Genomic DNA, 21,834 nt, shown 5'->3' on the forward strand with positions numbered 1-21,834 from the left:
CGGTTCCGTGCACGGGTCGAGTGCCAGTGGCCGGGGCGTCGGCCGGTGAACAGACCCGTGCGGGCGCGTCGGGCGATACCCGGACGCAACCCTTCCATGCTCAATGATGTTGCGTCACAACGCAACCCCGTCGACCGCGAGCCAGGTGTCACGCATCTGACCGATCGATGCGCCGAGCGCGCGTGGTTCCGCCGCAACGGACATCGGGGGCTGCGTTGCGACCTCGCCCCCGACGCATGGCAGCATCGACCGATATGCCCCCTGACGATCTTTCCGACCTCTTCGTCCGCGCCCATTCCGGCCTTCCCCGCCAGGCTCCGGGGTCGGCGGCGACCACCGAACTCCTGCTGCGGCTCGCCGGTCGCCTGCCCCGACAACCCCGCATCCTCGACATCGGCTCGGGCCCGGGATCGGCGTCGATCACGTTGGCGCAGCTGACCGGCGGCACCGTCACCGCCGTCGACACCCACCAACCCTTCCTCGACGAGGTCACCCGGCGGGCCGCGGACGCCGGCGTCGACGGTCGGATCGTCACGCTCAACGCACCCATGCAGGACCTGCCGCTCGACGACGGCTCCGTCGATCTGATCTGGGCGGAGGGCGCGGTCTACCTCATGGGCTTCGACGCCGCGCTGACGTCTTGGCGGCGTCTGCTGAGCGACGACGGCGTCGTGGTGCTGACCGAGGCGGAGTGGTCGACACCGCAGCCGTCGCACGAGGTACGACGATTCTGGGGCGCCGCCTACCCCGCGATGCGCCGAACCGGCGAGAATGTCGATGCCGCACAGCTGGCGGGCTACGACGTCCGCGCGGTGTACGTGCTGCCCGACTCCGATTGGGCCGAGTACTACGACCCGCTCACCCGCCGAATCGAGCAGCTTCGCACGGAAGGAATCGATGAGGCGATGCTCGCCGTGCTCGGCGAGGAGATCACGATCCGCTCCGCACATGGCGCGGATTACTCCTACACCGGGTACGTACTGCGTCGACGGGCCGGCTGAAACCCACTCCTCCTCCGGCGGGCGACCGCTTTGAATCGGACATTCGTACCTGTTGGCATGTTCGGGCCACCATCGCAGACTTGTAGATGGACTCGAGATTGACAAGAGTCGATACGTCGGGACTTTTCAGTGGAGTGAGGAACAGATGCCGCATCTAGCAGAGACAGTTGTCCGTACCCGATTCGACGGACGATTCGCCATGCACGATCGTGCCAGTGATACGACGCTCGTGGTGGGGACTCCCCGCAGCGCCCCCGACGTCTGGCGAGACTACATCGACGGCGCCTATCGCTCGTATGTAGCCCGTGGTGTGGTGACGGCGCTCGAATTCGAGCGAGTGCGTGACGGCGCCGGAACATCCATGTTCTGTGCGGCGGTTGCGTCGAACGGGGACGTCGTCGGCGGACTGCGTGTGCAGGGCCCGTACCTGTACGCCGACGAATCCCACGCCGTCGAGGAGTGGGCGGGACAACCCGATCAGGGGCGACTGGTCGACGCGATCGAGTCGCGACTGTCCGAGGGGCTGGTCGAGGTCAAGTCGGCCTATGTCGACATGGACGCACCGCACGGTAAGGCCGTCGCCGGGTTGTTGGCGCGCAATGCGTTGATCACGATGAACACCACCGAGAGTCGATACGTCATGGCCACCGCGGCCGACTACGTTCTCGGTCGCTGGCGGTCCGGTGGAGGCCTAGTCGACGAGTCGATCGAACCGACGCCCTATCCGGACAGTCGGTATCTGACCCGGGTCATGTTCTGGGACCGGTACACCCTGGCCGAGTTCGCGCAGCCGATCATCTGGGCGCAGATGCGCGCCGAGTTCGCCGGGCTGGGTATTCACGACATGTTCGGACTGAACACCGAAGCAGTCGCGTGATCGCGTGCGGCGATCACGGACTGTCGACGGAAGCCGCGGTGTCTACTCGCGCCCCGGCGATCATTGCCGCGAGGACGCTGGGTTCGAGTTCGTTCCAGGCACCGGTGCCGTCGGCCGCGGAATCGAGGAGGATCCGGTCCACTTCGATGTGATACCTGCCCGAGGGCACCGCGCCGCGGCAGACGATCATGCGCGCCGCGGTGGCCGCGAGCGCGCCGGCCATCTGCGCGGTCGATCCCAGTTGCGGCCACGAGCTGATGCTGCGATTGATCTGACTGGCCGAGAAAGCCATTCGCGGCGTGAGGCTGTCACCGACGATGGCCGCAGCCATACTCAACCGCTGGGTGGGGTCGTCCGCGTCGCCATCCGCGAAGTTCTCGCCGCGGCCGTGGAAGATCGGATAAGCGGGATCGAGATCGAACCGCTCGATGTCGAGCACGACATTGTCGCCGATGTCGGTTGCACTGACGACCGGGATCCCTGCCGCCCGAGCGCGCCTGCGCATGTCGATCTTCATGGCGACGTCGTCGATCTCCTCGATGACGACCTGCACGGCGTCGGCGTCGGTGCCGAGAAACGCCGCGGCGATGTCGGGTGCGTACCCCTGCGCGAATGCGGTGAGAGCCGTATAGGGATCGGCTTCGAGTAGCCGTCGTCGCGCCAACTCCAGTTTCGACCGACCCAGGTCGCACACCGAGCCCGCCAGCCTATTGAGATTGGTGATGGCCAGGTCATCCGGGTCGGCGACGTGAAACTTGCGTGCGCCGGTGAGCCCGCACGCGATCAGTGCCGCCGATCCGACGCTCAATCCCGCGACAGCTATGGTCGCGTGCTGCCAGGCTTCTTGCTCCGCGTAGGTCAACAGGTGGCGATTACGCGCAGACTTCAACCGATAGAAGATATCCGATTCGGGCAGTCTCACTATCGTGCGACGCCAGGGGTAAATCGCGTAGCTGCTGTGTGCCTCGACCGTCGCGTCGTCGTTCAGATCGATCGACGCGGGCCGCGGTGACGGATCAACGTGCTCGAGCTGATCCAATTGTCGCAGTTCAGGTTTCGCCTGTATCCACGCGTCGACGAAGTCATACCCGGTCGAACCGATCAGCTGCGTGATTCGTTCGCTGTCGGCCGCGGGCTGCAGCAATTCGAACATCGGGTCTCCGTATCGTTTAGGACGTTCGGGGGTTTGCGGAACCGGGACCGGCGATCGAGGAGACGACGGCGATCATCTCCTCCTCGGTCAGCTCGTTCCAGCCGTCGGTTCCCCGCGCGGAGGCACCGAGCAGGATGTGGTCGAATTCGAGGTGGTAGCGACCCGACGCGATGGGTTGCCCGCAGACGATCATTCGGGCGGCGGTCGCCGCGAACGAACCGGCCATCATGGCGGTGGCTCCCAGTTGCGGCCACGAGCTGATGCTCCGTCCGATCTGGCTGGCGGAGTACGCCATCCGCGGGGTGAGGACGTCGCCGACGATCTGGGCCGCCATCCGCAGGCGTTGCGCGGGGTCGGTCGGATCGCCCGCGTCGAAGTCTTCGGCACGACCGTGGAAGAGCGGGTAGGTGCGATCGAGATCGAAACGTTCGACGTCGAGGACCAGGTTGGCGCCGATATCGGTGGTGCTGATCACCGGTATTCCGGCGGCCCGCGCGCGTTGTCGCAAGTCGATCTTCATCGCGACGTCGTCGATCTCGTCGATCACCACCGCGACCGGCTGGTCGTCGATCCCCAGAAAGCTGTCGGCGGTACCCGGCCGGTACCCGAATGGAAACGCGGTAATCCGCGTGTAGGGATCGCTCTCCAACAGTTGGCGGACGGCGAGGTCGATCTTGGTCTGCGTAATGTCGCAGATCGATCCGCTCATCCGATTCAGATTCGTCACCGCCAGCTTGTCCGGGTCGGCGAGATGGAAGTGTCGTGCGCCCGTCAGCGCGCACGCCGCCATCGCCGCGGTGCCGCTGCTGAGACCGGCGACCGCGACGGTAGCCGTGCTCCAGGCCGTCTGCTCGGCTCCGGTCAGCAGGAACCTGTTGCGTGCCGTGCGCAGGCGGTAGAACGTCGACGAATCGGGTACGCGGACGACCGTGCCGCGCCACGGGTACACCGCCAGTCGGCTGTGCCGGGTGAGCACGTCCGGATCGGTGACGTCGAGTACCGGCGGACTCGGCTCGGGGCCGCAGCTCTGCAGTGCGTCGAGTTGTTGCAATTCCGGTCCGGCGTACTGCCAGGAGTCGATGAGTTCGTAGCCCCGTGCGAGATGTTCGGCGACGAGCGTCGCGTCCGCGACCGGGTCGAGCAACACGAAACCCGAGTGTTCACGGTGACCGGAGGTGATCGGCGGTCTCCCGGTGTCGGCGGGAGTCTCGCGTGGCCGATCGTAGGACCAGCTGCCCCACAGGTTGCGGCTGAGGCCCAGGTCCGGTGCGGTACTCGGATGAGCGGCCAGCGTCGGGCGCCACCGGATACCGTCGATCATCTTCGTTTCGATCCGGTTGCGGCCTAGTTGTTTGGCACGATAGAGACATTCGTCGGCAGACCCGAACAGCGTGTCCAGTACCTGCCCGGTGGGCACTCCCTCCTGCGCGACGGCGAGTTCTGCGCATGCCCCGCCGACACTCACCGTGACGTCGGTCTCCCCCGCGATGTCGTGTCGGATCCGTTCGCCGAGTTGAGCCAGCGTCATCTCGTCGTCGATCGGCGTGACGATCAGAAACTCCTCGCCGCCGGTGCGCGCGATCAGTGCCTGATCGGGTGACGCGCGCTTCAGTATCTGGGTGATCTCCACGAGTATCGCGTCGCCCGCGGAATGACCGTGCTCGTCGTTGACTCGCTTGAACAAGTCGATGTCGGCGACGAGGAACCCCACCCGCGTCGCGCCGGCGGCCACCGCCCCACACGTCACTTCGAAGTCGGAGAGCAACCCACGTCGGTTGAGCGCGCCGGTCAACGGGTCCGTCGCGCTCAGTCGCTGGTGTTCGTCGACCAGTCGAGTCAGCGACTTGCGCAGCGTGAGAACGAGAAACGTCGGCACTACGATCGCCATCCAGGCGGCGCCACCGGCGACCATGAGCGCGGTCGTCGACGTCGCACGGACGATCACCACGCTGGAAGCGAGCAGACCTGCAACGACGACGAACGAGCCGACGACGCGTGGCGGCGACTCCATCGCCGCCAACGCGGGGATCGCCGCCAGCAGGACGAGGATGGCATGCGCCGACCCGGCGTCGGTGATCGAGTACGCGCACCCGACGATTCCGAGCATGCCGCCGAAGCTCAACACCGCGAACCATCGGTCGGTCAGCGGCGTGAGCGCGATGGTGAGGATGATCGAGACGACGGTGTACACCCCGATGACCACCGGAATCCAGCGGCAGCCGGGGATGACGAACGACGACGACGCGAGTCCGATCACGATCAGCGGCACCGCACCCGCCTCGCTCGCGAGTACCGCGAGCGTGCGCAGGTCGTACTTTCGGGCCACCGGACTTCCTCCAAGAACTTAGTCGATACTTACCTCTGCAGCGGGTCTTGTAGAGAGTGCTAAGTTACCGAAAGTTGTGGCCACCGGTCAGGTAAAGCGTGGTTTCGTATACAACGTCACGCTGATCGCGAACGTCGGGGGTCGCCGACCGCCGAGAGTCCGCATCGCTCACTGAGCGGCCGCGAGGGCGTCGGTGTACTGCGGCGGGATCTCGTCGTCGGCGAGTTCCCGGATTTCGATCGGTCCACCGGTATACGAGTCTTCGCCGACGATGTACAGGTCCTCGTCGAACGGCCAGAAGATCACATTGCGCATACGCAGCAGATACGTCTTCGCTGCGTCGGCGAAGCCGGCCGCCATCGGATTCTCGGCGAGGAACGAACCCGGCGAGATCATCGTGAGGATGCCCTCGATGACGATGCAGTCGTCGTCGATCACCATGCGCTGGCAATCGAACTCCAGGATGTGCGCCACCGACTCGACGAGATGTGAATAGTAGCCACGCACACCGTCGAGGCCTTTGGGGCCGACGTCGCCGGAGAGTTCCCAGAAGTGATAGTCGGTGGTGGGCCCGAGAGTGGACATCAGTCCGTCGAGGTTGCCCTGATGCTCGAAGTGTGCGTGTGTGAGCATGCGTTCGAGCATGGTGCGATGACGCTCATCGGTGGTGTTGGCGAGGCGGTTCTTGATGAACTCGCACAATGCTTCTTGATTGATCTGGACCATGAGGTCGCTCCTATCTGTCGGTCCGGCCGGGCTGTGGCCGGGGGTGTGGGTGAAAATCGTCCGATAGTCCGCTGACCTGGGGCGATATGCCCTCTCCGGGTGGATATTCGGACGATTTTCGCGAATGCAGCAGATGGGCCCGACCGTGCGAACTAAACTGTTCGACGATTTCGGCGCGACGCGCATCGTCGAGTTCGTGATAGGCGCCGTCGCGCAGTTCGACGACGCGGTCCGCGGTGAACCAGGCGTCGTGACGCAGTGTCGCCTTGTCGAGCTTGCGGGTGGCGGTCAGCGGAAATCGATCGGTGAGCCGGATCAGCGCTGGGGTCCACTTCGTTCCCATATCCGGCTGCGCGGCCAGGAAATCGGCGAAATCGGCAGGGTCGAATGCGTCGTCGCCGGACGGATCGGATGCGAGCTCGACGGTGATCATCACCCGATCCCCGGTGCGCGGATCGGGTACCGCGTACGCCGCCACACCTCGGATCGCCGGGTAACGGGCGATGATCCGCTCCAGCGGCGCGGTGGAGAAATTCTCTGAGTCGACCCTGATCCAGTCGTTGGTGCGCCCGGCGAACCAGAACACACCGTCGGCGTCGACGTAGGCGAGATCCCCGGACCAGTAGTCGCCGTCGCGGATCTTCTCCGCCGTGGCGTCGGGGTTGTCGTAGTAGCCCTCGAATCTCGCCGCCCCACCGCGCGCGACGATTTCGCCGATCGCCTCCGTCGGATTGGCGATGGCACCGTCGGCGGTGAATCGAGCGGGCGGACACGGCGTTCCGTCGGGCGCGACGACTTGCATGCCGAGCATCGGATTGGGCTTGCCGAGGGCCCCCGACGGTGTGGTCTCGTCGCGCACGATGACGCACACGCCTTCCGACGATCCGTACGATTCGGTGATCCGGGTGGCGAAGCGTCGGGTGAACTCCGCCCGGTCGCGAGCCGAAGCCTCGGTACCCCAGCCGAATCGGAGGCAGTTGTCGGCCTCGGCCGCAGACTCCGGTTGGGCGAGGATGTAGGCGAGCGATCGGCCCACGTAGTTGAAGAAGGTGGCGCGGAACCGCTGAATGTCGGGCAGGAATCCCGACGCCGAGAACTTCGCGCGCATCGCGTAGGTCGCACCGACCGAGAGCACCGGCGCCCAGGCGCTCATCAGCGCGTTGCCGTGGAACAGCGGCATCGCGTTGTAGGCGACGTCGTCGCTGGTGAGGCCATGGATGTTGAGCATGCCGATGGCAGCTAGGCGACTGGTGCCGCACAGGACCGCCTTGGGCGTGCCGGTCGATCCCGACGTGAACAGCAGGAGCAAATTGTGCTGCGCGTCAGCGCGGTCGGCCCAGTCGTCGACCCGGGCGCCCCGCGCCGCCGCCACGGCGTCGCGATATATCCCGCCCGACGTCGGCGCGACGTCGACGACGTCCTCGATGTCGGGAACCAGATCGCGATAGGAGTCGCCGACGATGACGAGCCCGCAGTCGGTGCGGACGACGTCGCCCGCGAGTTCGGCTCCGCGGCGGGTGGGATTGACGCCGACGATGGTGGCGCCGCACAGCGCCGCGCCGCCGATCAAGAAGAGGTACTCGGGGTCGTTGTCCATCAAGACACCGACATGCCACGGCCCCGGCCGGCGCAGAGCGACGAGCGCCGCAGCGCGCACGGCACACTCGTCGACGAACTCGCGCCAAGTCCACGACCGTTCGTCGACGAGAAGTGCGGTCGAGTCGTCGTCGCGGCGAGCGAGGATCAGGGCTGCCGTGGTGGGCACGGCATCGAGGTGTGAGCTGGCCGACATCGACTGCCTCCGAGTGACGAGAATAATGTTTCGTGGTAGAACGAAATCTATTGGCGTGTGTGATCAAAGTCAACAGGATCTGGAAAGATCGATGGTCACACGAGCGAATCGCTGTGATTCGCCGCTCGTGAGGGAGGTCCGATGATGACGGCGGCAGGTGAAACCACCGCGGGCAGACCGCGAGACTCGCGCATCGACACCGCGGTGCTCGCGGCCGCGCGCGAACTGCTCGCCGACGTCGGATATGCCGATCTGACCCTCACCGCAGTCGCCGCACGCGCACAGACGTCGGTGCCCGCCGTTCGACGCCGCTGGCCCAGCAAGGCACACATCGTGCATCACGCGGTGTTCCCGACCGAGCGCCTGACCGTTCCGCCCGACGAGAATTCCACGCTGGCCGATGAAGTCGCCGGCGTCGTGGACAACTGCGCCGCCGTGGTGTCGGATCCCGCGATGCGACGTGCGATCACCGGGCTGCTGAGCGACCTCGCCGCCGACAAGGATCTGGAACGCGAACTGTCGACGCGGATGAACTCGGTGGTGTCCGGGGACCTCGGCGCACGGTTCGTCGCAGCCGCGCGGCGCGACGGGACCACGCTGAGGCTCGATCCCTCGATGGTCGCGGAAGTCGCCTTCGGTGCCACGTTGATGACCGCGGTGATGCACGGAGCCGAGGGCCTCGACGCGCGATGGCGCGCCCAGATGACGGCGATGCTGCTCGCCGGCGGATGATCCCGCGTAATCTCGTTCGCCGCGCGCCGTTGACCGGGTCACGCGGGCGGTTTGACGATGCTTTAGCTCGCCGACCTCGGAGTGTGGAACGTGATCCGGTTGCCGAACGGGTCGGGAACGGTCAAGTCGTCGCCCCATGGTTGGCGGCTCAGTCCGATACGCAGCGGATACACCGGGCTGTCGAAGAGCGCACGCTGGAGCCGTCGAACGTCGGCGATCGCGATTCGGACCGCGGAACCGGGTGTGGCATCACCGTGATGCTCACTCAAGTGGAGTACACACCCTTCGCGGGACACCTGCTGATAGAGCGGCGCGCCCTCCTCGAAGCGATGCTCCCAATCCACCGTGAAGCCCAGGAAATTGACATAGAAGCGGCGGGCCTCGTCGCCGGGAAACGTGCGAAGAATCGGGATGGTGACCGGATCCGACGACGACGCTGCAGCTTCGGCACACGTCGTCCAGTCGGAATAGCCGAGCTGCGCGGCCACCAATTCGCGCGCTGTCGTCTCGGTGAGTTCGGTGCCGTCCATCGCGAAGCGCTCGCGCAGTCGAGCGGCCATGGACTGCGGTTCGACGCCGGGGATCACCACGACTGATTCCTTCGCGCTCGGCGGCCAGGTTCAACGGTCGGCACCAGCCTACTCAGAGTGCAGGCCGACCTCGGGAAGCGCGACTGCTTCGTCGGGCTTCATGTTGCCGGCAGCAACAATGGTGACGGCGACAACTTTGCTGACCTACGCTCGGCTGCATGGCCTACCACCACGGCAACCTCCGTTCGGCAATACTCATCCGCGCCGAAGAGGTCCTCACAACCAACGGCGTCGACGCGATCACCCTGCGATCACTCGCCCGCGACCTCGCCGTGTCGCACTCTGCCCCGAGCAAACACTTCGCCGATCGCAACGCCCTGTTGGACGCACTCGCCGCCGATGGGTTCGAGCGACTCAATCACGAACTCACGACAACCGCCGCGGGCAACGACACCTTCGACCGCCGCTTGCACGCAACCGCACATGCGTATATGCACTTCGCCGGCACGCACCCGCGTCTCCTCGCCCTGATGTACGCACGGAAACACACCGCCGCCGAATCCGTAGTCCAGGCCGCGGCCGACTCCTGTGCGCGCACCCTGCTCACCCTGCTCACCGACGGCGACGCCCCCGTCGACGACCCCGAGCGCTTCGGCATCATCATGCTCGCGTGTCTTCAAGGCATCGCCGGGCTGGCCGCCGGCGACGGTCTCCCACCCGGATACGACGCCGACGCCCTCGCCACCGACGCCGTCGAACGCCTGGTCCGCGGGTCCGAGTCCGGCCGACAGCAGACATCTCGCTGATCGCGTGTCACCTATTCACAAATATTGATTGTCATATGTCCAGAAACTATCGATTGTTGCTTGTTGATTCTGGTCGTAGGTTCGACGACGTGGGACGAACGCTTCCCACCTGGAATCGTCACCGAGACAAGAGGATTTATGACCACCGAAGCAAAACCGTTGTCGGGCAAGTCGGCTGTCGTCGCTGCTGGGGCGAAGAACCTCGGCGGGCTGATCAGCACACAACTCGCCGATCTGGGGGCCGACGTCGCGGTTCACTACAACAGCGACTCGACGGCCCGGGCCGCGCGCGACACTGCCGCCGCCATCGAGTCGGCAGGCGGGCGGGCGGTCGTCTACCAGGGCGACCTGACCACACCCGATAACATTCGCAAGCTGTTCGACGTCGCCGTCGATGCCTTCGGCGGCGTCGATCTCGCGGTCAACACGGTTGGCAAGGTGCTACGCAAACCGATCGTGGACACCACCGAAGCCGAGTACGACTCGATGTTCGACATCAACTCGAAGGCCGCATACTTCTTCATCGCTGAGGCCGGCAGACGACTCAACGACGGCGGCCGCATCGTCACGGTGGTGACGTCGCTGCTCGCAGCGTTCACCGACGGATACTCCACCTATGCCGGCGCCAAGAGCCCGGTCGAACATTTCACCCGCGCGGCGGCGAAAGAGTTTGCGGCACGGGGCATTTCGGTGAACAACGTCGCGCCCGGACCGATGGACACACCGTTCTTCTACGGTCAGGAGACTCCCGAACGAGTGGAATTCCACAAGTCCCAGGCGCTGGGCGGCCGACTGACACTCATCACCGACATCGCGCCACTGGTCTCCTTCCTGTGCACCGACGGCGGCTGGATGACGGGACAGACGCTGTTCGCCAACGGCGGCTACACGACTCGCTGACCTCGATCGAAGGGAACGACATGACTGCACCACTACCGGCACCCGTCGCGGCACTCCTCGCCGCCACCAACTCGGGCGACCTATCCGGTTTCCTCGATTCGTTCGCCGTCGACGGCGTGGTCGACGACTGGGGCCGAGAATTCCGCGGCCGTACCGCTATCAACGGCTGGAGCGACGACGAGTTCATCGGCAAGCACGTCACACTCGACGTGACGTCGGCGACGCCCGCCGGCGCCTCGGTCATCGTGATCGCGACCGTGGGCGGCGACGGATTCAACGGACCGTCGACGTTCACCTTCACACTCGACGGCGAAAAGGTGGCACGCATGGAGATCCGCGCGTAGTCGGGGCCGCCGCCCTCTCCGCAGCCGTGCCGTACTCATTCGGGTCACCCCTCGCTCCCCGGAGCGCCGAAGCGAGGGGCAGGGCGAGACGAAGAACCCCGAACCGAAATACCTTGCAGGCGCCGGGCTTTCACCATCACACCGTGGAGATCACGATTCGGGCTCCGCTCGCTGCATCGCTAAACCGGTTCGACAGGTCGCCGAGGTTCATTCGACGGCACGCGATGAGGGAGAGGACACATTCGATCATCGCAATGCTTGGCCGGACTTCGTTGCGGCTAACTCTCGTCGCCACAGTCGACAGCTAGCCACTCGTCGTAGCTGTACGTGTTGAACCCAGCGTCTTCCAGCTTGGCGCGCAACGCACGCTCAACCTCGTCCTTGTCGAGAAGGGTGCTGAAACTGACGGCGATCATCTCCCCCACGCCGTCTGGCTCGACGTACTCCACAACAATCTGATCTTCGTCCAACCCAGCATCGATGACACGCTCCACGAAGTCGACCTCCGACAAAGCGTCGACGAAGAATCTCCGCCGCATGCTGCTACTCACGCGACCAGAATAAAGCTCCCACTCGCCGCCCTGACTACCTTGCTGAGCGATCGACTGTTACTCCAGACGACGCGGGCCGTGTCGTACTACTTCGAGACGCCGTCGATGGCTGGTCAGATCGCCCACCCGCTACCGAGGTCTGTGAGACGCGACCTCACACATCCGACCGGTCAAAATGACCATCCACCAGGTGAAACACTGGTGCGCGCAAAGGGATTTGAACCCCTGACCGCTGGTGTGTAAGACCAGAGCTCTACCGCTGAGCTATACGCGCCGGTGACCGGCTGAGTCCGTGAACTTCGAGCGCGGTCAACTCATGAATTTAGCGGTTGTCACCCGCAGACCCAAAACGCCTGGTCAGCGCATTGGGTGGCGCGCAAAGAACTGCCAGATGACCGCGGTCGCATCGATGGTGTCCGACGGTCCGCTGCTCCCGCCCACGCGCGATCCCGGCCAACGATGACCGCCGCCGGCAATCCGGTAGTGGGTCACTTCGGTTCCCGCCGGCAGGCAGAAACCCCACTCGACCTTGGTGACGTACGAGTTGATCTGCGACTCGACCGGCAGGTCTAGGCAGTTCGCTCGGTGAGTCCAACCACTGAGCCACTGCGGGATCGACGGGTAGGTCTCGGCGAACTTCTGACCGCCGTTGTAATGGATCACCGGGTCTGCGGTGCCGTGGAATTCGACGAAAGACACCCCTGCCGAACTCGAGCATCCCTGCGCCGACTCCGGATAGAACGCGCCGGACACCGCCGCGAACGCTGCGAACTCGTGAGGCATCCGGCACGCGAGCAATGCGACGAATCCTCCCCCGTTCGACCTGCCGACCGCGTATGTACGAGCGCGATCGACGCAGACCGTGCTCCGCACGTCACGCAGAATGGCTGCGGTGAACCCGACGTCGTCGGCCGTCGGACTGGCATACGGCGCCGACTGCCACGACGGCTCACCACTGCGTCCACGCAGGCCGTCCGGGTACACGACGACGGCGGGCAGCGACGACAGTCGGGTGACCTTCTCGAATCTCGTCGACTTCTCGTTGCGCCCGTGGAACGCGAGAATCAGCGGCACCGGCAACCGAGCGTCGTACGACGCCGGAATCCGAATGCGGTAGTGGCGCTCGACGCCGTCGCTCCGCGTGGTGCGCTCGATGGCCGCGCCCCGAGTCACGGTGGGTGAGCCGCAGCCGGCGACGGGCGTGGGAGCGGGCACCGTCGGAGCCGTCGGCGGCGTGGCTCCGGCGACACCCGGAACCGAGATCCCCGCCGCTGCTGCGGCAACGGCGACAAACGTGGCGAAACCCTTGCCACGCCTAATGATTCGACGTTCAGTCACGACGAAAGGATATGGGGTCGCCGACGGCCGGGCACCGCGGGCCGACGTCGACGTGACCGACGTCACGCCGCACCGGCGACGCCCTCGACGCCGCGTCCACGGACATCGGTAACGTCACCCCGATGACCGTCCTCGACCTCGCCTTTCTCGTCGTCGCCGGATTCGCCACCGGCGTCGTCGGATACGTCACCGGACTGGCGTCGATCGTGTCCTACCCCGCTCTCCTCGCGGTGGGACTGAGCCCGGTCGCCGCGAATGTCACCAACACGGTGTCGTTGGTCGCCGTAGGAGTCGGTGCCACCGCCAAGGCGAGCGGCAAATTGTTCGAACGCGGCCGCACACTGGCGATCTGGTCGGCGTGCGCCGCGGCCGGCGGCATCGTTGGAGCGGTCCTGCTGTTGGCGTCCCCGGCCGACGCCTTCCAACTGGTCGTCCCCTACCTGGTGGGCGCGGCGTCGATCGCGCTGCTCGCTCAACCCATCGTGCGGCGACACATCGGCGATGCCCAAGTGCCGCATATCATTCCGGTCTCGGTATTCCTGGTGTCGATCTACGGCGGCTATTTCGGCGCGGGCGCAGGTGTCATCTTCATTTCCCTGCTCCTGGTGTTCACCGCCGAAACCATGTGGGACACAGCCATTCTGAAGAGTTTCCTGCTGGGCGTGAGCAACCTCGTCGCGGCCGTCGGCTTCGCGGTGTTCGGTCCGGTGAACTGGACCGCCGCCTTGGCCTTGGGCGCGGGCGCGCTCGTCGGCGGGTGGTGCGGGCCACCGATCGTCGCGGTCATCCCGCCGACGTTTCTGCGCATCGCGGTCGGCATCGGCGGTCTGGGGTTGGCGTTATGGCTCGCGCTGACGTGACGCGCATACCGGTCAACGGTGGACCGGCACCGGGCGACTACCCCGCGGCGATGCGTAAAGCGTTGTCCCACACCGAATCGTCGCGAGGCGCGCCCGGCTCGGATGCATGCGCGAACAGTATGGTGCCGTCCCGGTCGACGACGAATGTCCCGCGCAGCGAATAGCCGCGCTCCTCGTCGAACACGCCGTAGCTGCGCGCGACGTCGCCGTGCGGCCAGAAGTCGGAGAGAATCGGGAAGAGGAATGCCTGCGCCACCGACCACACCTTGTGCGTCGGCGGCGGTCCGACCGAGATCGCGACGGTGACATGTGAGTCGTTGTCGAACTCCGGCAAGCGATCTCGGATCATGCCGAGTTCGCCCTCGCAATTGCCGGTGAAGGCGAGCGGAAAGAATACGAGCACGACACGACGGTCGGAGCGCAGCGCATCGAGCCCGACGAGCTGGTTGTTCTGGTCACGTAACGCGAATCCGGGCGCAAGCGAACCCACCGGCGCGAGGCCGGCGGTCGACGCGGATGTCATGCGCGTTTGCCCCGCGACTTCGGCTGTACCAGGCGCGCACCGGTCCACCGTCCGAGGCTGGCAACCGACGTCTGCGTGAGGCCCGCGGTCGGTGCGGCCTCCGCGATCTCACTCGGGTCGACGTGGCCGTCGTTGCCGGTCTTCGGCGAGATGACCCACACGTAGCCGTCGTCGGCGAGCGGCGCGATCGCATCCATCAGGGCGTCCACCAGGTCGCCGTCCTCTTCTCGCCACCAGAGCAGAACGACGTCGATCACGTCGTCGGCGTCCTCGTCGAGCATCTCCGAGCCGATGACTTCCTCGATGTCGGCCCTCAGGTCGTCGTCGGTGTCTTCGTCCCAGCCGAGTTCTTGCACCACCAGACCGGATGTCAATCCGAGTTTGTGGGCACCACTACCCTCTGTGGCGGATACCACCGCGTGCGACCTCCTGTATCTGCCGACCTGCGGCCGGTCAATGTGTGAGCTGCGCCGTGCCGCGCAACTTCGGTTACCTCGAACAGCCTAGAGCCTAACGCCCTGCCTGGAGTAGAGGCGGGGGAAATTGTCTCACGGCGTCGCAGTCGGTGCCGGCTTCGACGTCGCCGGGCCGCTCGACGCGGGCGGCGCGCTCGGCGTCGACGACACCGAGGGGATGTAGCGGGCACACACGTCGATCGTCGTCTGCCGCTCGCGTGTCCACACCTGGGCCACCGAATTGAGTTCGCTGCTTCGGCGAGCGCCGATGAGGTTGTTGAGCGACGCCCCCGCGGAGAGGAATTCCCGGATCGACGCGGCGAGGTCGGCGGGCAGTTCCTCGGTGACCTTTGGGCGAATCTCGTTGGCGCCCAAAGCAAGTTGCTCGCGTGCCTTGGTGTCCAGACCGTGCAGCTTGGTGTAGTCCTGGGCCTTGTTGAGCGCCGCGATGAACGCGTTGTATTCGCGAACCATCGCTGCCATCGACGGAATCGCCTGCTCGCACAACGCAATTGCCTGAGTGCGCGATCGGGCGGCGGCGGCCACGCTCTGTTCGGAGCGGTAGGCCGCGACCTGGTCCGACGGCGCCGAGGCGGTGCCGTCGACCGTCTGACAGCCGACGACCGACGTCGCCAGGCCCACACTCATCGCCAGCGCGAGCATCACCCGACCGGGTCTCATCTCGGCGTTACCCGCCCAGCCCCTGTTCGCGCGCCTGCTGCGTAATCCGCCCCATCTCCGAGATGTTGCCGATGATCGCGATCCAGTTGTAGACCAGCGCGGACAGCAGGCCCCACCAACCGAGTGTCAGGCAGTGAGTCTGGGCCTGCCAGAACGCCTTACGTACATCGTCGTAACTTCCGGTGACGATGACGTCCCGCCACTGCGCCAAGATGATCATCCCGGTGTGCTTGCGGAACTTGGCCTGAAAGACCCCGTGCGGCAACGGTTGATTCACCTGAGCCGGCGGAGGACCCGGTTGAGCGTAGGCCTGCTGCGGATACCCCGGGGCCGGATAGCCCGCGGGTGGATAACCCGGCTGGGCATACTGCGGCGGCGGGCCGTATCCCACGGGTGGGCCCTGCGGATGGCCGTAACCCGGCGGGTACTGACCGGGCTGCTGGTACTGCTGCGGCCCGCCCTGCGGCGGATATCCCTGCGCGGCGACCGGTTGCCCGGCCTGCTGACCGGGCCCGGGATGCGGCTGTCCCGCAGGTTGTCGGCCATATTGCGGATGCGTCATGCGTGCGCGAATTCCCCTCTGTCAGCGGTCCCCACGACTCGATGGGTGCCAGCCAACCCTAATCGCACCAAGTCGGTGACGAAAGATCCGCCACTCGGTGCACACTATGTCGGTGATATACGGCACCATAGCTAGTGAGCACCAGCTAGATCACCCTTAACTGGCTCGTGCCCGACGCACCCGCCGTCCCACCACAGTGCGGTCGGCTTCGACTCAACAGAACAGTGAGATCACCGTGGGCGACCAGCCGACCGATCCAGCAACCACACCCGCAGCCAAGCGCGTGCGCGTCATCCGGGAGGGTGTCGCGTCGTATCTGCCTGACATCGACCCCGCCGAAACCGCGGAATGGTTGTCGTCACTCGACGGGCTGATCGAGTCAGCCGGCCCCGCCCGGGCACGCTATCTGATGTTGCGCCTCCTCGAGCGCGCCGGTGAGCAGCACGTGTCGATTCCGTCGCTGATGTCGACCGACTACGTGAACACCATCCCCACCGAGAACGAGCCGTGGTTCCCCGGCGACGAGGACACCGAGCGTCGGATCCGGGCGTTCATCCGCTGGAACGCGGCGATCATGGTGCATCGCGCCCAGCGCCCCGGCGTGGGCGTCGGTGGACACATCTCCACCTACGCGTCGTCGGCATCGCTGTACGAGGTCGGCTTCAACCACTTCTTCCGCGGCCAGGACCACCCGGGCGGCGGCGATCAGATCTTCATCCAGGGTCACGCGTCGCCGGGCATCTACGCCCGCGCCTACCTGGAAGGCCGCATCGACGAGCACCGCATGGACGGGTTCCGCCAGGAGCACAGTCATGCCGGTCTCGGCGGCGGCCTGCCGTCGTATCCGCATCCGCGCCTGATGCCGGAGTTCTGGCAGTTCCCGACCGTGTCGATGGGCCTGGGCCCGATGAACGCCATCTATCAGGCGCGCTTCAATCGCTACCTACAGGACCGCGGCATCCGCGACACGTCCGACCAGCACGTGTGGGCGTTCCTCGGCGACGGCGAGATGGACGAGCCCGAATCGCGCGGCCTGCTGCAGACCGCGGCGACCAACGGCCTGGACAACCTGACCTTCGTCATCAACTGCAACCTGCAGCGCCTCGACGGCCCGGTCCGCGGCAACGGCAAGATCATTCAGGAGCTCGAGTCGTTCTTCCGCGGCGCGGGCTGGAACGTCATCAAGGTGGTGTGGGGCCGCGAGTGGGACACCCTGCTGCACGCCGACCGCGACGGCGCACTGGTCAACCTGATGAACTCCACCCCCGACGGCGACTACCAGACCTACAAGGCCAACGACGGCGCCTTCGTCCGTGAGCACTTCTTCGGCCGGGATCCACGCACCAAGGAGCTGGTCAACGACCTCACCGACCAGCAGATCTGGAATCTCAAGCGCGGCGGCCACGACTACCGCAAGATCTATGCGGCCTACGCCGCGGCGATGTCGCACAAGGGCCAGCCAACCGTCATCCTCGCCAAGACCATCAAGGGCTACACGCTCGGCACGCACTTCGAGGGCCGCAACGCCACCCACCAGATGAAGAAGCTGACCCTCGAGGATCTCAAGGCGTTCCGCGACACCAACCGCATCCCGATCACCGACGCGCAGCTCGAAGAGAACCCGTATCTGCCGCCGTACTACCACCCCGGGGCCGACGCACCGGAGATCCAGTACGCCCTCGCCCGACGCCGCGCACTGGGCGGATTCCTCCCCAACCGGGCTCCCGCGCACAAGCCGCTGCACGCGGACACCTCGGGCGCGCTCAAGGTCGCCGCGAAGGGCTCGGGCAAGCAGCAGGTCGCCACGACGATGGCGTTGGTGCGCATCTTCAAGGATCTGCTGCGCGATCCCCAGGTCGGCAACCGCATCGTGCCGATCATCCCCGATGAGGCCCGCACCTTCGGCATGGATTCGTGGTTCCCGTCGCTGAAGATCTACAACCACAACGGCCAGCTCTACACCTCCGTCGACGCCGACCTGATGCTCGCTTACAAGGAGAGCAGCAGCGGTCACATCCTGCACGAGGGCATCAACGAGGCGGGCTCGGCAGCGTCGTTCGCGGCGGTCGGAACGTCGTATGCCACGCAGCAGGAGCCGATGATCCCGCTGTACATCTTCTATTCGATGTTCGGCTTCCAGCGCACCGGCGACAGCCTGTGGGCCGCCGCCGACCAGATGGCCCGCGGCTTCGTCATCGGCGCCACCGCCGGGCGCACCACGCTCACCGGAGAGGGACTGCAGCACGCCGACGGTCACTCGCCGCTGCTGGCGGCGACCAACCCCGGCGTCGTCGCCTACGACCCCGCGTTCGCGTTCGAACTCGCGCACATCGTCGACGACGGTCTGCGTCGGATGTACGGCGACGATCCGGAGAACATCTACTTCTACATCACCGTCTACAACGAGCCGTACACCCAGCCGCCGCAGCCCGCCGACCTCGACGTCGCCGGTCTGCTCAAGGGCATCTACAAGTACTCCGACGCGCCTGCGGGCAAGCAGTACCCGGCGAACATCCTGGTCTCGGGCGTCACGATGCCCGACGCCCTGCGGGCCCAGCAGTTGCTGGCCGACGAGTGGAATGTGGGCGCGTCGGTGTACTCGGTGACGTCGTGGACCGAGCTGGCCCGCGACGGCCTGCGCGCCGACCGGGACGAACTGCGTGAGCCCAACGCCGCGGTCACCCAGGCCTATCTGACCGAGGTCCTCGCCGACGTTCCCGGACCCTTCGTCGCCGTCAGCGACTACATGCGCGGGGTGCAGGAGCAGATCCGCGCCTACGTGCCGGGTACCTACCTGACGCTGGGCACCGATGGATTCGGCTTCTCCGACACGCGCCCGGCCGCGCGTCGGTTCTTCAACGTCGACGCCGAGTCCATCGTCGTCGGGACGCTGCTGGCGTTGGCGAAAGACGGTCACCTCGACCGTTCGGTCGCCGCGCAGGCCGCCGAGAAGTATCAGATCACCGATGTCAGCGCGGCTCCGATCTCCCTCGCGGACACCGGCAGCGCGTAGCGGCCCCAGCCGCGTCGACACCAGCGGCCATCGGCGAATTCGCCGGTGGCCGTTGGCCGTTCACGACCATCGTGTACACCGGCGACACTCGCCCGCAGATTGACGCCGCGACCGGCTCCGCGACTTCGGTCGACCTCTCAGGCTGTGCCCATAGACTCGACTCATGTCCGATGCCCCGATCAACCTGCAGCCTCCCGGTATGGACGTCTTCGGCGAGCGGGGAGCGCATGTTCCGGCACCCGCCACCGTGCACGACGCCCTGCCCGACACTCTGCTGCGTCGGGTCAAGCAGTACAGCGGCCGACTCGCCACCGAGGCCGTGCATTCGATGTCGGATCAGTTGCCCTACTTCGGCGACCTCGACGCCGCGCAGCGCGCGAGCGTCCAACTTGTCGTGCAGACCGCGGTGGTCAACTTCGTCGAGTGGATCCAAGATCCCGAGGGCAACGTCAAGTTCACCGTGCAGGCGTTCCAGGTGGTGCCGCAGGACCTCGCCCGCCGGATCACGTTGCTGCAGACCGTCGAAATGGTCCGGGTGGCGATGGAGTTCTTCGAGAAGTGGCTCCCCCTGCTCGCCCGCAATGACGCACAGCTGCGCGCACTCACCGAATCGGTCCTTCGCTACGGCCGCGAGATCGGGTTCGCGGCGGCGTCGATCTATGCTTCGGCGGCCGAATCACGGGGCGCGTGGGACTCACGCCTGGAGGCGCTCGTCGTCGACGCCGTGGTACGCGGCGACTCCGGGCCGCAGCTGTTGTCTCGTGCGGCCGCACTCAACTGGGATTCGGATGCACCGGCGACGGTGATCGTCGGGACGCCTCCACCCGAACAGAACGTGTCGGTGCCGCTGGCCATTCACAACACCGCCAAGCAGTACGACCGCTCGGCGTTGTCGGTGGTGCAGGGATCGTTCCTCGTCGCCATCGTCAGTGGGCCGGTTCGCTCGACGGAGCGGTTCACCAGTGACCTGCTCGACCATTTCGCCGACGCCCCCGTCGTCATCGGGCCGACGATGCCCAACCTCTCGACGGCCCATTCCAGTGCCGTCGAAGCCATGGCGGCCGCCGAGGCCGTCGTCGGCTGGCCCGGGGCGCCCCGACCGGTCCACAGCCTGGAGTTGTTACCCGAACGAGCACTCAACGGAGACGCCACCGCGACCAAAGCGTTGATCGATACGATCACCACCCCGCTGGCGAAGGGCGGCGAGACGCTGAACACCACTCTCGAGGCGTATCTGGACACCGGGGGGTCCGTTGAATCGTGTGCGCGCGAACTGTTCGTTCATCCAAATACTGTGCGCTATCGGCTGAAAAAGATCGCTGAGATCACCCGACGTGACGCAACTAACCCTCGTGACGCCTACGTCCTGCGCGTCGCGACGACTATTGGACGCTTGACACAGTTCAAGCAAGAAACGCGCTCACATGCACCATGAGTCACATTCGTTACCTACCCGAAAGTAGCATCTTTGCAGCTGAAACGCCTTTGGACTCAATTCGGTAACGAGTCACAGCGAGGTGACAGGCTCAGCACACCCAGATAGTCGTTTGTAGGGTCTCTACAAAGACGGGCCAAAAGGTTCATCGTGCGCAACACCCACGAATATCCCCGCGAGGGTGTTGTCTTGTGGACGTGCTTTCCTTGCTTGCGCCCGGACAGGGCTCTCAGACACCCGGTATGCTCATCCCCTGGTTGGAGATGCCCGGTGCCCGTGACCAACTGGCGACGTGGTCGAAGCAGATCAGTCTCGATCTCGAGCGTCTCGGTACCACGGCCACCGCCGACGAGATCACCGACACCGCGATCACCCAGCCGCTCGTCGTCGCAGCCGCTCTGCTGGCCTACGACGAGCTGACCAAGCGCCATTCCGTGCCCGCCGACATGATCGTCGCCGGCCACTCGGTGGGCGAGCTCGCCGCAGCCGCCATCAGCGGCGTCATCTCAGCCGACGAAGCGGTGACCCTCGCCGCCATCCGGGGCGCCGAGATGGCCAAGGCCTGCGCCGCGGAGCCCACGACGATGGCTGCCGTGCTGGGCGGCGACGAGACCGCGGTCCTCGCCCGCCTCGAGGAACTCGACCTCGTGCCGGCCAATCGCAACGCCGTCGGCCAGATCGTCGCCGCGGGCAAGGTCGACGCCATCGACGAACTGATCGCCAGCCCGCCCGAACGCGCACGCACTCGCAAGCTCGCCGTCGCCGGTGCCTTCCACACGAAGTTCATGGCTCCCGCCCAGGACGCCGTCGCCGAGGCCGCAGCGTCGATCATCCCGTCGGACCCGCACTTCACCCTGCTGTCCAACTCCGACGGCGGCGCTGTAACGAACGGCGCCGAAGCTCTGACAAAACTAGTAGCGCAAGTGACCAGCCCGGTGCGCTGGGATCTGTGCTCGGTGGCCATGCGTGACGCTGGCACCGAAGCCATCATCGAGTTGCCCCCGGCCGGCACGCTGGTCGGAATCGCCAAGCGCGAACTCAAGGGCACGCCGACGCGGGCGCTCAAGACGCCCGACGACCTGTCGGAGATCACCGAACTTGGATAAGAGGGCGCGGATCTAGCCCGCGCCCCCCGGACCGCCGGAGGCTCTCCGGCGAATCCAAGCGGCCTTGAACATGGCCGCCCGGATGTAGGAATCACCTACGCAACGAATCGCGCTCTGACAGCC

21 protein-coding genes and 1 tRNA gene are annotated in these 21,834 nt (G+C 65.8%); 10 read left to right on the top strand and 12 right to left on the bottom strand.

The window, feature by feature from the left end; translation table 11 throughout:
- Positions 1–254: 254 nt before the first annotated feature.
- Positions 255–1,001 carry an SAM-dependent methyltransferase gene (locus HH308_RS08250; RefSeq protein ID WP_170193722.1) on the top strand — a complete coding sequence of 249 codons (747 nt, stop codon included), beginning with the start codon at positions 255–257 and terminating at the stop codon, positions 999–1,001.
- A 145-nt stretch (positions 1,002–1,146) separates the two neighbouring features.
- A complete protein-coding gene (locus HH308_RS08255; RefSeq protein WP_170193723.1) occupies positions 1,147–1,878 on the top strand; it encodes a hypothetical protein in 732 nt (243 codons plus the stop codon).
- Between the two features lie 13 nt (positions 1,879–1,891).
- On the opposite strand, the gene HH308_RS08260 is transcribed toward HH308_RS08255, so the two are convergent.
- The 4 genes from HH308_RS08260 to HH308_RS08275 form a co-directional block, all read right to left on the bottom strand.
- The gene (locus tag HH308_RS08260; protein ID WP_170193724.1) at positions 1,892–3,031 is read right to left on the bottom strand and encodes a ThiF family adenylyltransferase; all 1,140 of its coding nucleotides are present in this window, start codon (positions 3,029–3,031) and stop codon (positions 1,892–1,894) included.
- Between the two features lie 16 nt (positions 3,032–3,047).
- The gene (locus tag HH308_RS08265) at positions 3,048–5,357 is read right to left on the bottom strand and encodes a diguanylate cyclase (protein ID WP_170193725.1); all 2,310 of its coding nucleotides are present in this window, start codon (positions 5,355–5,357) and stop codon (positions 3,048–3,050) included.
- Between the two features lie 168 nt (positions 5,358–5,525).
- Positions 5,526–6,083, bottom strand: a complete 558-nt coding sequence (locus HH308_RS08270) for a hypothetical protein (RefSeq protein ID WP_170193726.1) — start codon at positions 6,081–6,083, stop codon at positions 5,526–5,528.
- Positions 6,084–6,093: 10 nt separating this feature from the next.
- On the bottom strand, positions 6,094–7,875 hold the full coding sequence (locus HH308_RS08275) for an AMP-binding protein (protein WP_170193727.1): 1,782 nt from the start codon (positions 7,873–7,875) through the stop codon (positions 6,094–6,096).
- Positions 7,876–8,016: 141 nt separating this feature from the next.
- Between HH308_RS08275 and HH308_RS08280 the strand changes: the two genes are divergently transcribed.
- Positions 8,017–8,607 carry a TetR/AcrR family transcriptional regulator gene (locus HH308_RS08280; RefSeq protein WP_246284404.1) on the top strand — a complete coding sequence of 197 codons (591 nt, stop codon included), beginning with the start codon at positions 8,017–8,019 and terminating at the stop codon, positions 8,605–8,607.
- A gap of 62 nt (positions 8,608–8,669) precedes the next feature.
- Here HH308_RS08280 and HH308_RS08285 read toward each other — a convergent pair whose 3' ends face one another.
- Positions 8,670–9,197 (bottom strand): glyoxalase superfamily protein, encoded by a 528-nt coding sequence (locus HH308_RS08285; RefSeq protein WP_312870475.1) that lies wholly within the window; start codon positions 9,195–9,197, stop codon positions 8,670–8,672.
- 158 nt (positions 9,198–9,355) lie between these two features.
- On the opposite strand from HH308_RS08285, the gene HH308_RS08290 reads away from it, so the two are divergent.
- From HH308_RS08290 to HH308_RS08300, 3 genes are all read left to right on the top strand, one after another.
- A complete protein-coding gene (locus tag HH308_RS08290) occupies positions 9,356–9,943 on the top strand; it encodes a TetR/AcrR family transcriptional regulator (RefSeq protein ID WP_170193728.1) in 588 nt (195 codons plus the stop codon).
- Positions 9,944–10,081: 138 nt separating this feature from the next.
- Entirely contained in the window at positions 10,082–10,843 is a 762-nt protein-coding gene (locus HH308_RS08295) for an SDR family oxidoreductase (RefSeq protein ID WP_170193729.1), read from the top strand.
- A 20-nt stretch (positions 10,844–10,863) separates the two neighbouring features.
- Positions 10,864–11,187: a nuclear transport factor 2 family protein gene (locus HH308_RS08300; protein ID WP_170193730.1), complete on the top strand. Its 324-nt coding sequence runs from the start codon at positions 10,864–10,866 to the stop codon at positions 11,185–11,187.
- A gap of 278 nt (positions 11,188–11,465) precedes the next feature.
- Here the strand turns inward: HH308_RS08300 and HH308_RS08305 are convergent, their stop codons facing one another.
- The 3 genes from HH308_RS08305 to HH308_RS08315 all read right to left on the bottom strand — a co-directional run bounded on the left by HH308_RS08305 (position 11,466) and on the right by HH308_RS08315 (position 13,076).
- The gene (locus HH308_RS08305) at positions 11,466–11,738 is read right to left on the bottom strand and encodes a hypothetical protein (protein WP_170193731.1); all 273 of its coding nucleotides are present in this window, start codon (positions 11,736–11,738) and stop codon (positions 11,466–11,468) included.
- Positions 11,739–11,937: 199 nt separating this feature from the next.
- A tRNA-Val gene (locus HH308_RS08310) sits at positions 11,938–12,012 on the bottom strand.
- An 83-nt stretch (positions 12,013–12,095) separates the two neighbouring features.
- Entirely contained in the window at positions 12,096–13,076 is a 981-nt protein-coding gene (locus HH308_RS08315; protein ID WP_312870477.1) for a CE1 family esterase, read from the bottom strand.
- 122 nt (positions 13,077–13,198) lie between these two features.
- On the opposite strand from HH308_RS08315, the gene HH308_RS08320 reads away from it, so the two are divergent.
- Positions 13,199–13,936, top strand: a complete 738-nt coding sequence (locus tag HH308_RS08320) for a sulfite exporter TauE/SafE family protein (RefSeq protein WP_170193732.1) — start codon at positions 13,199–13,201, stop codon at positions 13,934–13,936.
- Between the two features lie 37 nt (positions 13,937–13,973).
- Here the strand turns inward: HH308_RS08320 and HH308_RS08325 are convergent, their stop codons facing one another.
- The 4 genes from HH308_RS08325 to HH308_RS29715 form a co-directional block, all read right to left on the bottom strand.
- Positions 13,974–14,459: a peroxiredoxin gene (locus tag HH308_RS08325; RefSeq protein WP_170193733.1), complete on the bottom strand. Its 486-nt coding sequence runs from the start codon at positions 14,457–14,459 to the stop codon at positions 13,974–13,976.
- Complete coding sequence (locus HH308_RS08330; protein ID WP_170193734.1) at positions 14,456–14,875, bottom strand: DUF3052 domain-containing protein; 420 nt, start codon at positions 14,873–14,875, stop codon at positions 14,456–14,458. Before HH308_RS08330 ends, HH308_RS08325 begins: the two co-directional genes overlap by 4 nt.
- Before the next feature lie 132 nt (positions 14,876–15,007).
- Positions 15,008–15,595, bottom strand: coding sequence for an Rv2240c family protein (locus HH308_RS08335; protein ID WP_170193735.1), 588 nt, complete (start codon positions 15,593–15,595; stop codon positions 15,008–15,010).
- A 7-nt stretch (positions 15,596–15,602) separates the two neighbouring features.
- A complete protein-coding gene (locus HH308_RS29715; RefSeq protein ID WP_246284406.1) occupies positions 15,603–16,157 on the bottom strand; it encodes a hypothetical protein in 555 nt (184 codons plus the stop codon).
- A 235-nt stretch (positions 16,158–16,392) separates the two neighbouring features.
- Between HH308_RS29715 and aceE the strand changes: the two genes are divergently transcribed.
- The 3 genes from aceE to HH308_RS08355 all read left to right on the top strand — a co-directional run bounded on the left by aceE (position 16,393) and on the right by HH308_RS08355 (position 21,711).
- Positions 16,393–19,170 (top strand): pyruvate dehydrogenase (acetyl-transferring), homodimeric type, encoded by a 2,778-nt coding sequence (gene aceE / locus HH308_RS08345; RefSeq protein ID WP_170193736.1) that lies wholly within the window; start codon positions 16,393–16,395, stop codon positions 19,168–19,170.
- 163 nt (positions 19,171–19,333) lie between these two features.
- Positions 19,334–20,605: a PucR family transcriptional regulator gene (locus HH308_RS08350; RefSeq protein ID WP_170193737.1), complete on the top strand. Its 1,272-nt coding sequence runs from the start codon at positions 19,334–19,336 to the stop codon at positions 20,603–20,605.
- 197 nt (positions 20,606–20,802) lie between these two features.
- On the top strand, positions 20,803–21,711 hold the full coding sequence (locus HH308_RS08355; RefSeq protein ID WP_170193899.1) for an ACP S-malonyltransferase: 909 nt from the start codon (positions 20,803–20,805) through the stop codon (positions 21,709–21,711).
- The last annotated feature ends 123 nt before the right edge of the window (positions 21,712–21,834 follow it).

Source organism: Gordonia asplenii (genome assembly GCF_012933505.1).
Lineage (GTDB): Bacteria > Actinomycetota > Actinomycetes > Mycobacteriales > Mycobacteriaceae > Gordonia > Gordonia asplenii.

Excerpts from the sequence above, each read along its gene's own strand:
- HH308_RS08260 (WP_170193724.1), bottom strand. The coding sequence starts at position 3,031 with ATGTTCGAATTGCTGCAGCCCGCGGCCGACAGCGAACGAATCACGCAG.
- HH308_RS08270 (WP_170193726.1), bottom strand. The coding sequence starts at position 6,083 with ATGGTCCAGATCAATCAAGAAGCATTGTGCGAGTTCATCAAGAACCGC.
- HH308_RS08250 (WP_170193722.1), top strand. The coding sequence starts at position 255 with ATGCCCCCTGACGATCTTTCCGACCTCTTCGTCCGCGCCCATTCCGGC.
- HH308_RS08280 (WP_246284404.1), top strand. The coding sequence starts at position 8,017 with ATGATGACGGCGGCAGGTGAAACCACCGCGGGCAGACCGCGAGACTCG.
- HH308_RS08295 (WP_170193729.1), top strand. The coding sequence starts at position 10,082 with ATGACCACCGAAGCAAAACCGTTGTCGGGCAAGTCGGCTGTCGTCGCT.
- HH308_RS08275 (WP_170193727.1), bottom strand. The coding sequence starts at position 7,875 with ATGTCGGCCAGCTCACACCTCGATGCCGTGCCCACCACGGCAGCCCTG.
- HH308_RS08255 (WP_170193723.1), top strand. The coding sequence starts at position 1,147 with ATGCCGCATCTAGCAGAGACAGTTGTCCGTACCCGATTCGACGGACGA.
- HH308_RS08320 (WP_170193732.1), top strand. The coding sequence starts at position 13,199 with ATGACCGTCCTCGACCTCGCCTTTCTCGTCGTCGCCGGATTCGCCACC.
- HH308_RS08335 (WP_170193735.1), bottom strand. The coding sequence starts at position 15,595 with ATGAGACCCGGTCGGGTGATGCTCGCGCTGGCGATGAGTGTGGGCCTG.
- HH308_RS08325 (WP_170193733.1), bottom strand. The coding sequence starts at position 14,459 with ATGACATCCGCGTCGACCGCCGGCCTCGCGCCGGTGGGTTCGCTTGCG.
- HH308_RS08290 (WP_170193728.1), top strand. The coding sequence starts at position 9,356 with ATGGCCTACCACCACGGCAACCTCCGTTCGGCAATACTCATCCGCGCC.
- HH308_RS08350 (WP_170193737.1), top strand. The coding sequence starts at position 19,334 with ATGTCCGATGCCCCGATCAACCTGCAGCCTCCCGGTATGGACGTCTTC.
- HH308_RS29715 (WP_246284406.1), bottom strand. The coding sequence starts at position 16,157 with ATGACGCATCCGCAATATGGCCGACAACCTGCGGGACAGCCGCATCCC.
- HH308_RS08300 (WP_170193730.1), top strand. The coding sequence starts at position 10,864 with ATGACTGCACCACTACCGGCACCCGTCGCGGCACTCCTCGCCGCCACC.